This window comes from Thiothrix sp. UBA5583 (assembly GCA_002425225.1).
Taxonomy (GTDB): Bacteria; Pseudomonadota; Gammaproteobacteria; order Thiotrichales; family Thiotrichaceae; genus Thiothrix; species Thiothrix moscowensis.
Window position 1 is genome coordinate 43159 of record DILV01000031.1, and the last position, 12422, is coordinate 55580.

General features: G+C 52.4%; 13 protein-coding genes. All 13 read left to right on the plus strand.

Annotated elements, in window-relative coordinates:
- The first annotated feature begins 1 nt into the window (after position 1).
- The 13 genes from minE to B2U47_RS12965 all read left to right on the plus strand — a co-directional run bounded on the left by minE (position 2) and on the right by B2U47_RS12965 (position 12417).
- Complete coding sequence (gene minE / locus B2U47_RS12905) at positions 2-259, plus strand: cell division topological specificity factor MinE (RefSeq protein WP_296674254.1); 258 nt, start codon at positions 2-4, stop codon at positions 257-259.
- A 66-nt stretch (positions 260-325) separates the two neighbouring features.
- Positions 326-1636, plus strand: a complete 1311-nt coding sequence (locus tag B2U47_RS12910; protein WP_296674258.1) for a DNA recombination protein RmuC — start codon at positions 326-328, stop codon at positions 1634-1636.
- A complete protein-coding gene (locus tag B2U47_RS12915; RefSeq protein ID WP_296674262.1) occupies positions 1620-2549 on the plus strand; it encodes a hypothetical protein in 930 nt (309 codons plus the stop codon). Before B2U47_RS12910 ends, B2U47_RS12915 begins: the two co-directional genes overlap by 17 nt.
- Complete coding sequence (locus B2U47_RS12920) at positions 2546-3448, plus strand: hypothetical protein (protein WP_296674264.1); 903 nt, start codon at positions 2546-2548, stop codon at positions 3446-3448. The genes B2U47_RS12915 and B2U47_RS12920 overlap by 4 nt, the downstream gene beginning before the upstream one ends.
- 182 nt (positions 3449-3630) lie before the next feature.
- Entirely contained in the window at positions 3631-4548 is a 918-nt protein-coding gene (locus B2U47_RS12925; protein ID WP_296674390.1) for a PhoH family protein, read from the plus strand.
- Positions 4508-4993: an rRNA maturation RNase YbeY gene (gene ybeY / locus B2U47_RS12930; protein WP_349675737.1), complete on the plus strand. Its 486-nt coding sequence runs from the start codon at positions 4508-4510 to the stop codon at positions 4991-4993. The genes B2U47_RS12925 and ybeY overlap by 41 nt, the downstream gene beginning before the upstream one ends.
- Entirely contained in the window at positions 4990-5862 is an 873-nt protein-coding gene (locus tag B2U47_RS12935; RefSeq protein ID WP_296674267.1) for an HlyC/CorC family transporter, read from the plus strand. Before ybeY ends, B2U47_RS12935 begins: the two co-directional genes overlap by 4 nt.
- Before the next feature lie 32 nt (positions 5863-5894).
- Positions 5895-7448 carry an apolipoprotein N-acyltransferase gene (gene lnt / locus B2U47_RS12940; protein WP_296674269.1) on the plus strand — a complete coding sequence of 518 codons (1554 nt, stop codon included), beginning with the start codon at positions 5895-5897 and terminating at the stop codon, positions 7446-7448.
- A 73-nt stretch (positions 7449-7521) separates the two neighbouring features.
- A complete protein-coding gene (locus B2U47_RS12945; protein ID WP_296674271.1) occupies positions 7522-8553 on the plus strand; it encodes an amino acid ABC transporter substrate-binding protein in 1032 nt (343 codons plus the stop codon).
- Between the two features lie 7 nt (positions 8554-8560).
- Positions 8561-9460, plus strand: coding sequence for a DNA-methyltransferase (locus tag B2U47_RS12950; protein WP_296674274.1), 900 nt, complete (start codon positions 8561-8563; stop codon positions 9458-9460).
- Complete coding sequence (locus B2U47_RS12955) at positions 9457-10419, plus strand: hypothetical protein (protein ID WP_296674276.1); 963 nt, start codon at positions 9457-9459, stop codon at positions 10417-10419. Before B2U47_RS12950 ends, B2U47_RS12955 begins: the two co-directional genes overlap by 4 nt.
- Positions 10416-11372, plus strand: a complete 957-nt coding sequence (locus B2U47_RS12960) for an amino acid ABC transporter permease (protein ID WP_296674278.1) — start codon at positions 10416-10418, stop codon at positions 11370-11372. Before B2U47_RS12955 ends, B2U47_RS12960 begins: the two co-directional genes overlap by 4 nt.
- Position 11373: 1 nt before the next feature.
- Positions 11374-12417 carry an amino acid ABC transporter permease gene (locus B2U47_RS12965; protein ID WP_296674279.1) on the plus strand — a complete coding sequence of 348 codons (1044 nt, stop codon included), beginning with the start codon at positions 11374-11376 and terminating at the stop codon, positions 12415-12417.
- Positions 12418-12422: the final 5 nt, after the last annotated feature.

Below are 12422 nucleotides of genomic sequence, written 5' to 3' on the forward strand. Positions count from 1 at the left end.
TATGGCATGGTTTGATTATTTCAGGCAAGGAAAGCAGGGTAGCGCCAAACTGGCCAAAGAACGGTTGCAAATCGTCATTGCGCATGAGCGGATTGACCGCAACGGCCCCGAGTATCTGCCGCAGTTGCGCCGCGACATCATGAGTGTGATCCGCAAATACGTACCGATTACCGAGGAGCAGGTGAATGTCCAGTTTGAGAAAGGCACAGATTATGATGTGCTGGAATTGAATATTGCCTTGCCGGAGCGCGAGCACTGAATATTTTCCTCCCTATTGTGGGGTCGGGAGGGATTCCTCATTTTGTTCTTTATCTGAATGCACAGTATGGATAACAACGCCTTCCAGCTTGGTGCTTTTGTTGATCAACACATTGTTTTCATTACAGCAATAAGCATGTTCCTGTTTGGGTTGCTGGTAGCGCATTTCATCTATAGCAACCCTTTGCGGCAAGCTCGTCGTGAGCTTGAGCGTCTGCAAATGCAATTGCAAAGCGAAGAGCAAATCCACGAAGAGCGTCTGCGAATGCTGGATGACGCGCAAGACCGTCTGCACAACACGTTTGCGGCTCTTTCCCAGCGGGCTTTGCGTGAAAACAATACCCAGTTTCTACAACTGGCACAGGAAAGCATGGGGCGTTTTCAGGTGGAATCACGCGCCGATCTAGAGCAACGGCAGCGCTCTATCCAGCATCTGGTTGAGCCGATCCGTGATGCCTTGGCGAAAACCGAGCAGCAAATCCGTGAGATTGAAAAGGAACGGCAAGCCAGTTTCGGTGTTCTCAGTCAGCAGATTCGGGGCATGATGCATGACCAGGCTGCCCTGCGGGGTGAAACCGGGCGCCTGGCTTCTGCCTTGCGTACCCCTGGTATCCGTGGGCAGTGGGGAGAGCTTAGCCTGCGGCGTATTGCCGAGCTGGCTGGTATGGTCGAGCATTGTGATTTCGTTGAGCAGGCGCAACGCAGTAATGCCGAACGCACCATTCGCCCTGACATGGTGATACGGATGCCGGACAAGCGTGAAATGATTGTGGATGCCAAAGCACCGATGGATGCCTATTTGGATGCAGCGGGTGCAGATGATGAAGAAATCCGCAAACGTCACCTGCAACGCCATGCCCGCCATGTGCGCGAACATGTGAAAGTGCTGGCAGGCAAGCGTTATTGGGAGCAATTCGAGCAATCCCCCGATTTTGTGGTATTGTTCATCCCCGGCGAGCAGTTTCTGGGCGCAGCCCTGGAACAGGATAAAAGCCTGCTGCATGATGCCCTGAATGATAAAGTCATTCTGGCAACACCGACCACCCTAGTTGCTTTGTTAAGGGCCGTGGCATTCGGGTGGAAACAGACCGTTCTGGCTGAAAACGCAGGCAAGGTACGCGATCTGGGTGAAGAGTTGCACAAACGCTTGACCGTGTTCCTTGAGCATCTGGAGCGTTTGGGGCGTAATCTGGGTTCCAGCGTGGAAACGTACAATAAGGCGCTCGGTTCATTGGAACGCAGTGTCTTGCCCGGTGTACGCAAACTGTCTGAACTGGGAATTTCCTCGGGGCGGAACATGAGCGAACCTGTACCTGTCGAAGCCATACCACGTCAGCCATATTCGAGGGATTCTGATACTGATGCTGAAACCAATTAAGACACGTTACTACCTGACCCTGTTACAGATGCTGATCCTGCTGTTCCTGCTGGGAGCTGGGGTCTTGCTGAACAAGGATGTGGTGACGCAATTCTTTTACACCACGCAAGCAGGCCAGTTGGGTCTGGTGCTGAATGGTGTCATCCTGTTGATTTTTTTGATTGGGCTGGTGCGCATGATCCTGTTGTTTCTGGTGTATAGCCGTGAACAGGATATGCTGGAGAATTTCATCAAGCGTGCGGAAGATAATGCTGCCAACCCGGCGTATGGATTGCCAGAGTCGGCTTTAGTGGTCAACCGTTATTACGCGGTGCAAACCATTGCCCGCCAACATGCGCCGATCAATCAGGCTGCACTGGCGGCGACGCTACTTGCTGGTCAAGCATCCCAGTTTACCCTGGTGCGTTTTGTCAACAGTATCCTGATTCTGGCGGGGGTACTGGCAACTGTCATTTCCCTGGCTATTGCCTTAATGGGGGCGGCTGGCCTGATGAATTCCCCTGACAGCATGAAAAACATGTGGGACATCATCGGTGGTATGTCCAATTCCCTGAGTACCACGGTGACAGCCATTATCTGTTACGTATTTTTCGCCTATTTTTACCTGCGTTTGCAGGATGCACGTACCCAGTTGCTGGCGAACATCGAAGATGTCACCTCACTGTATATCCTGCCGCGCTTCAAACATGCCGAAAATAACCTGATGCATGATGTGGCAGTGCTGGCTGCGGAACTGCGCAAGGCATCCGAAACCATCGGGCTGGTGCAAAACCGTTTCCTGCAAGCCGGTGAGCGGCTGCAACTGGCAGTGGATGATCTGCAAGCTGCTGTGGCAGGTAGTGGTGACAATATCCGTGTTATCCGTGATTCCATCCGGGAAGGTTTTCGGCTGGATAGCAAGGATAAACCATGAACAGCGGTTTTCCATCACTCAGTGGTGGCTCACAGGAAGACATGGAAGAGGGCTTCTGGTCGTCTTTCAGCAATGTGATGATGGTGATCCTCAAGATTTTCCTGCTGGTGATTGTGGTGATGGCCTTGAACAACCGTAATCTGCTGGATGAACTCAAGCATAGCGTCAAAGCGCAGGAAGTTGCCAAGCAGGAAGCCCAGCAAGCTGCACAGGATGCACAAAAAGCTGCTGAGCAGGCACAACAGGCATCCGCGCAGGCACAACAGGCCACCCAGTTGGCTGAATTCCAGCTCAAGGAAAATGCCACGCTGGAAGAACAACTGGAATACCTGCAACAACGGGCTTCCACTCTGGAAATGGAGTTGTTGCGCAGCCGTGCTGAAACCGAGGAAGCTCGTACCCTGACTAGCACCAACGAGGCTGAAATTACCCGTTTGCAGGCACTTTCCCGCGAGCAGTCCGAAGAACTTGAGATGCGCAAACGTTCGCTGGACACCATGCAAACCGAGTTGACCGACAAAAGCACCCAGGTTGTCAATTTGTTGACCAAGGTCGACCAGCATGAAAAACAGTTGCTGAGCTTGCGGGGCGAATACACCGAACTGGATAAAAAATATCAGAAACTGCTCAAGCCTGCCCGTTCCTCCAAGGGGAAACAGGTGGTAGAAGTGGTCTATCGCAAATCGGGTTATGCCATCCGTGAGCCAGGTTCCACGACTGTACCGAATGTCGGCTTGCCAGCCCTGGAAAGCAGGCTGGCTGCCTTGAAAGCCAAATACGGTACAGACCTGTATGTGAAAGTGGTTATCCCTAGTGACAGTGGTTTGTCATACAACGAGGCATGGCGTTTTACCAATGAAATGCTGAGCAAGTACGACTATTATCATCAGCCCAACTGAGTTTTGAATACGGATGGCAAGGTGCGGCAGTTGTTGAACCGGAACGTGCCTGCCTATATACTTTCAAGCAATTAATAACTTACAGACATTCAGCTTTTTTGAGTACAGTAACAACTGCTGCGACGGAAAATGACAGGCACACCGTCCAGTTCGAGCTTGAACCTGCCGACACTCCCCGCCTCATGAACTTGTGTGGTCAGTTTGACCAACATTTGCGTCAACTGGAAAAACGCCTTGGGGTAGACATTAGTAACCGGGGCAACCTGTTCCAGATCACTGGCGACCCATCTTCCAACCAGCTCACCATTAACCTGTTGCAAGGGCTTTACCGCGAAACAGCGGATAACGTGCTTGACCCGGAAAGCATTCACCTGTTCTTGCAGGAAGCCAATCTGGACAAGGTACAAGCCAACACCAGTGATGATGTGCGTATCCGTACCAAACGCGGTTTCATCAAGCCAAAGGGTTTGGTGCAGAGCCAGTATATCCAGAATATCCGTATCCACGATGTCACTTTCGGTATCGGCCCTGCCGGGACAGGCAAGACCTGGCTGGCAGTCGCTTGTGCGGTAGAGGCACTGGAACGTGACGAAGTGCGCCGTTTGATTCTGGTACGCCCTGCGGTGGAGGCGGGTGAACGGCTTGGGTTCTTGCCCGGCGACCTGAGCCAGAAAATCGACCCGTATTTGCGCCCCATGTACGATGCCCTGTATGAAATGCTCGGCATTGAAAAGGTCAACAAACTGATTGAACGCAACGTCATTGAGGTTGCACCGCTGGCTTACATGCGTGGGCGTACCCTGAATGATGCTTTCATCCTGCTGGATGAGGCGCAAAACACCACCACCGAACAGATGAAAATGTTCCTGACCCGTTTGGGGTTCGGTTCCTCTGCCGTCATTACCGGCGATGTCACTCAGATTGACTTGCCACGTCATCAGAAATCCGGTCTGAAACAGGCGGCGGAAATTCTGGATGGCGTCAAAGGCATCAGCTTCAACTATTTCAGTGGGCGTGATGTGGTACGGCACAAACTGGTACAAAAAATTGTAGAGGCGTATGACAGTCATGACCTTGCTGCTCGACATCCAGAATCCTGAAAATTACGCTACCCTGCCTGCTGAAACCGAGTTGTTGCAGTGGGCGCAAGCGGCATGGCAAGGCGAGGGTGATGCCGGTGTGGTGGTGCGTGTGGTGGCTGAAGCTGAAAGCCAGGAACTCAACCGCGATTACCGGGGGAAGGATTACCCGACCAATGTGTTGTCTTTTCCTTACGATGAGCCGCCGATCCCGCTGGAAGAGGGTGAAACCGATTACTTGGGGGATTTGGTCATCTGCCTGCCGGTCATGGAACGTGAAGCAGCGGAACAAGGCAAAACCCAGACCCAGCACTGGGCACATTTGCTGATACATGGTTTGTTGCATTTGCAAGGCTATGATCATATAAACGATGAAGAAGCTGCTGAAATGGAATCCCTTGAAACGACCATTCTCGGCACACTCGGTTTTCCAGACCCATATCAAGTACATGTTGAGGAACCATGAATACGGAAACAGGTGAGTCGCGACCTCGACCGCGATGGAAACAATGGTTGATCCAGGCTCTCGATCTTACCTCCCAAAGCCGGGAAGACTTGTTGGAAGACCTGCAACGGGTCAATGAAAAAAACCTGCTGCCTGATGAAACGGTGGGCATGTTACAGGGGGTGCTGGAGTTTGGGGCGCTTCAGGTACGGGACATCATGGTTCCCCGTTCACAAATCAATTTCATTGACCAACGGGATGGCTTTTCCCGGATTTTGCAAACCATTGCCGAAACCGAGCGCTCCCGTTATCCGGTCATGGATGAAGAACATGACCATCTGGCTGGCATTCTGTTGGCAAAAGACCTGCTTAAATACATGGGGCATGAAGACACCTTCAGCCTTGATGCCATCATCCGTCCAGCCCTGATTGTGCCCGAAAGCCAGCGCCTGAGCCGTTTGCTGGCGGAATTCCGCCATACGCACAATCACATGGCAGTGGTGATTGACGAGTATTCGCGTGTTAGTGGCTTGGTGACATTTGAAGATGTGCTGGAACAGATTGTCGGTGACATTGAAGATGAATACGATGAAGAAGAACTCACCAGTGTGAATATTGCGGCGCAAGGTGACAACCTCTATCTGGTACAAGCGCTGACACCGGTAGCAGAGATCAATGCTGTGTTAGGGACACGATTTTCGTTGGATGAGTTCGATACCATTGCAGGTATCATCATGGATGAAATGGGCAAAATTCCGCGAGAAGGTGAAGAGGTGGTACTGACAGGTTGGTTGTTCAAAATCCTGCGCAGTGACAATCGCCGGATTTCGCTGCTGGAAGTTTCCCCGTATATTGAAAATTCATATCAGGAACAGACGGCTGCGCTATAATCGCCACGTTTTGATTGACCGGGTATAGGTTCATGCTGTCTTTCCGCGACTCCCTTTCCAAACTTGATTACCTGTTGGCTTTGCTGGCAGGGGCACTATTGGTTCTGGCATTTGCGCCTTTCGAGTGGCGTCCGTTTGCTTGGCTGGTACCTGCTGTCTTTTTCTGGCTGAACCTGAAATCCATTTCCCGGAAACAACGCCTGAAACTGGCCTGGGTATTCGGCATTGGTATGTTTGCCGGGGGGGCGCACTGGGTATATGTCAGCATTCATTTTTTTGGTGGAGCCAACAGCCTGATTGCGGCTTTGATGGTGTTGCTGTTTGTGATGCTGGTGGCCTTGTGTCTAATGCTGTTTGGCTGGCTGGCTTCGTATTTCGATCATCTGTCGGTCAGCATGAAACTGCTGCTGGTGTTCCCGGCTTTGTGGACGTTGACAGAATGGTTTCGGGGCTGGTTCCTGACTGGGTTTCCATGGTTGCAACTGGGGACAACCCAGATTGATACTTGGCTGGCAGGTTATGCGCCGGTAACGGGGGTACTGGGGTTAAGCTGGTTGGTGGCACTGGGTGCTGGTTGCCTGTTGCTGGCGTTGCTGGGTTCGTTGAAAGAGCGTATTGCTGCTGGTGCAATTGTGCTGGTGACAACCTTGGGTGGCCTGGGGCTGATGCAGATCAACTGGACACAGCCGGTGTCTGACAAGCCCTTGTACGTCAGTATGTTGCAGGGCAATGTCGATCAGTTGCTCAAGTGGGACAAGGCATACCGCACTGAAAACGTGCAGGCTTATCTGGACTTGATGGATTATGACCGTTTCCCGGCGGTGGAACATTCGCATCTGGTCATCTGGCCTGAAACGGCGTTATCCGACTTTTTCCATTTTTCGATGGAAGATGTGGTTTTGCCATTGCAGGATTGGGCACGTGAATCCAAAACCGATGTGCTGATCGGCGGTTTCTATTTCGACCGCGAAAAAGACCATGTTTACAATGCAGTGATGGCTTTGGGGGAGGGGCATGATGCCGAGCAATCCCTGCACACGGCACAAAGCGTGTATGGCAAGCAGCATCTGGTTCCGTTCAGTGAATACATTCCATTCCTGAAATACTTGGATTTTCTGAAAAACATCATCCGCTTGCCGTATGACAACGTGACCGCATGGGAAGGGACGAACACACTGACAGTGGCAGGTCAGCCCGTGCGTGTGTCAGTGTGCTACGAAGATGCCTATGCGGAAGAAATGATTGCGGGTTTGCCTGAAGCCACCATGCTGGTCAATGTCAGCAATGACGGCTGGTTTACAGGCTCCATTGAACCCCAACAGCACGCCGAAATTGCCCGTATGCGGGCGCTGGAAACTGGGCGTTACCTGCTACGAGCCACCAATAACGGTGTCAGTGCCATTATCAATGAAAAAGGCAAAGTGACCGTCACCGGGCCGCAGTACGAAGCAACGGTCATTACCGGTGAAGCCATGCCCATGAGTGGAGCGACACCTTATGTCAGGGTGGGCAACTGGCTGGTTATTCCGTTGATGTTTGTGCTGGCAGGGATTCCGCTGGTACTGATGCGCGGCAAGTTTTATTGATGCTGTTTACTTGTCGGCAAGTTGTTGTTTAAATTTGCCGATATTCCAGACTAATCATTTGCCAAGGAACACCATGCCAAACACGACCTTTTCCCGCTGGCTGGCGGGTTTTGCCCTGTGCGCCACTGCTGCCATTTCCCTGCCTGCCCATGCCGGTAAAACCCTCGACACCATCAAGTCACGTGGTGAACTGGTGTGTGGGGTGAATGTAGCACTGGCGGGTTTCTCATCCGCTGACAGCCAGGGCAAATGGAGCGGGCTGGATGTGGATTACTGCAAAGCCCTTGCTGCTGCCATCCTCAGCGATGCCAACAAGGTCAAATACGTGCCACTGAATGCACAGCAACGTTTCACCGCGCTGCAATCCGGCGAAGTGGACATCCTCTCGCGTAATACCACCTGGACACTGACCCGCGACGCTTCACTGGGCGCAAATTTTGTCGGCGTTATGTACTACGACGGGCAAGGTTTCATGGTGAAAAAGGAACTGAAAGTTGCCAGTGCCAAGGAGCTGAATGGTGCGACCGTGTGCGTACAGTCTGGCACGACCACCGAGAAAAACCTGACCGATTTCGCTCGCGCCAACAAACTCGACATCAAACCGCTGGTGTTTGAAAAGAACGAAGCTGCTACCGGTGCATACCACAGCGGGCGTTGCGAAGCCTACACTACCGATGCTTCCGGTTTGGCTGCCGAACGCAGCATCGCCAAGAACCCCGATGAACACCTGATTCTGCCAGAAATCATTTCCAAGGAACCGCTGGGGCCACTGGTACGCCGGGGTGACGACGAGTTTTTCGCTATCAGCAAGTGGGTACTGAATGCCCTGCTGGAAGGTGACGAATACGGCATTACCCAGGCCAATGTCGATGAAAAGAAGGTCAGCGATGACCCCAACATCCAGCGCATTCTGGGTTCGGGCGAAGACATGGGGGCGTTGCTGGGGCTGGATAAGGAATGGGCTTATCGCGTACTCAAAGCGGTCGGCAATTATGGTGAAATTTTCGAGCGCAACGTCGGTAAGGGTTCCCCGCTGAAACTGGAGCGCGGTTTGAACAGGCCGTGGAATCAGGGCGGGATCATGTACGCACCACCGATCCGTTAGGCTTGATATGGAACAATTATCCCTGGTTGAGCCTATTGCCAAAGGTGTTTTATTGCAATACGAACACGCTAATGGACGCTTGTATCAAGGCGATTCACTGGAATGGTTAAGTTCTTTGGAGAGTGCCAGCGTGGATCTGGTATTTGCCGATCCACCGTACAATATCAAAAAGGCCGATTGGGATAATTTTGACAGCCAGGAACAATACATCAACTGGTCGATGCAATGGGTCAAACAAGCCTCACGGGTATTGAAACCTAGCGGGTCTTTGTATATTTGCGGTTTTTCCGAGATTCTGGCGGATTTGAAACACCCGGCATCCAGGCATTTCAAGCACTGTCGCTGGCTGGTTTGGCATTACAAGAACAAGGCGAATCTGGGTAATGACTGGGGGCGTTCGCACGAAAGCATTATCCATTTCCGCAAGTCAGATGCCAGCAAACTGAATATTGACGATGTGCGGATCCCTTATGGGGCGCATACCTTGAAATACCCTTCCCATCCACAAGCTGAAAGCAGTGCCTACGGCAAGGGTAGCGCCAAACAGCGTGATGATTGGACACCCAATCCCAAAGGGGCAAAACCCAAGGATGTGATTGATATTCCAACTACCTGTAATGGTATGGGGGAGAAAACACCCCATCCCACCCAAAAGCCTGAAGAACTGGTACGTAAATTTGTGTTGGCTTCTTCCAATGAAGGTGATCTGGTGGTTGACCCGTTTTCTGGTTCAGGAACAACGGTTGTGGTAGCAGAACAATTGAACCGTCGCTGGATGGGGTGTGATCTTGACCCGCAATACAACCGCTGGGCAATTGAACGGCTTGAAAATGTGCGCCGCATGAGTAAAGAGGAATGGATTGCCCATGACCGTAAAACGGCTGCCCGCAGGGAATCTATCCGGTGACGTTTGCTGATCTGTTGTTTTATGTGACTGACAAAGGACGTTTTCAGGCGGTCAGCGATTACACGGATTTTTGCTGCCGTTATCTGGACTTTATCGAGCAGGGTTTACAGGCACGCATCGTGTCGCAAAATGAAACCCACTATCAGTTTTTTCAGTACCGGGAAGACGGCGATTTTAATATTACCCGTCCGTTGAATTCCCGTTTGATGTACACGGCAGAGACGCTTGCCGGGGCATTAACCCAATTCCATGGGATACTGGAGCAGTTACGGAATGGTCACAAGCCTGCTGATGCGTTGCGGGAAAACCTGATCCGCACCATTTATACCCTGCAACAATCCATCGGTGCAGCACTGGATGGTTTGCCGGTAGGGAAGTCCAACCAGGCCAGAAAACTGAACGGTGATTTGTTTGAGCGTCTGATTCGCCTGCTCATTGTGGAACTCAACCTTGATTGTGTCGCTGGGACAATGCAAGTGCCAGTCAGGGATGCTGCCGGTTTGGAGCTGTTTAAGGCCAGTTATCAGCATGATTTGCTGATTAGCAAAAACAGCGAACTGAAAATCATTGGTTCCGTCAAAACATCGAGTAAAGACCGGATTGACAAGGTTTTTATGGACAAATTCCTGTATGGTCGTTTGACGGATACCGCCTTGCCGCATATTGCCATTTTCCTGAATGATGTCCAGCGCAAGACAACCAAGCGTGAAAATGAGTATGGTGTGAGTGCAACGTTTCTGCCGGGGCATTTCAAGGCATACACCGTCAAACTGAACCCGCTGGATGGGGTGTACTATTGTGATATTCGCCCCAATATGCAGGAAGATGCTTTGTTGGCGCAGCATATTAAAACCATCGACCATTTCTTTTATGCTGATTTGTGGGCGTTGCTGGAAAGGCAAGGGCAGCAGCTTGATGGGATAGCCATCGATACCCATCAACAAGGGGATAAAGCATGATGGCCTTCTGGCGCAACCAAAAAACACGCGGCTGGTTATACCAGTTTGCTGCCTTGCTGTTGGTGGCAGCGTGCATCGTCTGGCTGGCAGACAATACGCTGGAAAACATGCGGGTGCGCGGCATCCAGAGCGGTTTTGGTTTTCTCGCCCAGCCCGCCGGGTTTGACATCAGCGAAAGCCTGTTTGCTTACGAATCTACCCAACCCTACTGGCAAGCCTTTCTCACCGGTTTGGGCAATACGCTGAAAGCCGCCGTGCTGGGTATTATTTTTACCACTATCCTCGGCGTATTGCTGGGGGTAGGGCGATTTTCCCACAATATCCTGCTCCGGGGTTTGTGCCTGACGTATGTGGAAATTTTCCGCAATATTCCGTTGCTGCTGCAATTGTTGATGTGGTATCTGGTGATTGTGGAACTGTTGCCGACCGCACGGGAGGCCGAACCGTTCTTGGGTATTTACCTGAGCAAGGCGGGGCTATCGCTGCCGTGGTTTGGTGATGTGCCGGTCAAGGCAGGGTTTGGCATCAAGGGCGGGGTTACGCTGTCGCCAGAATTTTTCGCGCTGTTGCTGGGGCTGGTGATTTATACCGCTTCCTATATCGCGGAAATCGTGCGCAGCGGCATTGCGTCCGTCCCGCGTGGGCAGCATGAGGCGGCGTATTCATTGGGCTTGAGTCGGGCGCAAACCCTGCGTTTCATCCAGTTGCCGCAAGCCTTGCGCGTGATTATCCCGCCGCTGACCAACCAGTATTTGAACCTGACCAAGAACTCTTCGTTGGCGGTGGCGGTGGGCTACCCCGATCTGGTGTCGATTGCCAATACCTCGATCAATCAAACCGGGCGGGCGGTGGAGTGCATTGCGGTGATTATGGCGGTTTATCTGACGCTTTCTCTGCTGACTTCGGCGTTCATGGGCTGGTACAACCGTCGTGCGGCGATCAAGGAGCGGTAACATGAATTGGCTACGCTCCAATCTGTTCAATAATGTTTTCAACAGTAGTGTTACGGTATTGCTGGGGACGTTGCTGCTGTATGCACTGACCCAAGCGTGGGGCTGGGCAATCGGTCAGGCGGTGTGGGTGGCGGATGCCGAACAGTGCCATGCAGCGCGTGGAACTGGCGCGTGCTGGGGCGTGGTGGCGGAAAAATACCGCATTATCATTTTCGGGCGTTACCCGTTTGAGGAACAATGGCGTCCATTGCTGGCTACCTTGCTGCTGATGGCGTTGTTGCTGGCAAGCTGTATGCGCGTGTTCTGGCAACGCTGGTTTGCGGCTGTGTGGGTGGTGGTGCTGACGGTATTTTTCATCCTGATGCACGGCGGGGTATTGGGGTTGGCAACCGTGACCACTGACCAGTGGGGCGGTTTGCCGTTGACCATATTGTTGGCTTCCATGTCGGTTTTGGGGGCGTTCCCGCTGGGCATCCTGCTGGCATTGGGGCGTATGTCCGACCTGCCGGTGATCCGTAGCTTATGTACGGTGTATATCGAGCTGATTCGGGGTGTGCCGCTAATTTCGGTGCTGTTCATGGCGTCGTTCCTGTTCCCGCTGTTCATGCCGGAAGGCACGTCGATTGATGTGTTGGTACGGGTGCTGGTGGCGATGGTGCTGTTTGCAGCGGCGTATCTGGCGGAAGTAATTCGGGGTGGTTTGCAGGCAATCCCGCGCGGGCAGTATGAAGCCGCAGTGTCACTGGGGATGGGTTACTGGCTGATGCAGCGCAAGATCATCCTGCCGCAAGCCTTGGCAACCGTTGTGCCGGGGATCATGAATAACTTCATTTCCACCTTCAAGGATACCTCGCTGGTGACGATTGTCAGCCTGTATGAACTGACCGGCTCGCTGGATCTGGCGGTCAACAGTGACCCGGACTGGATGGCGTACAAGCTGGAAGGTTATCTGTTCATCGCGCTGATTTATTTCGTATTCTGTTTCAGCCTGTCGCGTTACAGCCAGTGGGTAGAGCGGCAGGTGAATCGGGGGAAGGTGCATTAATGTCT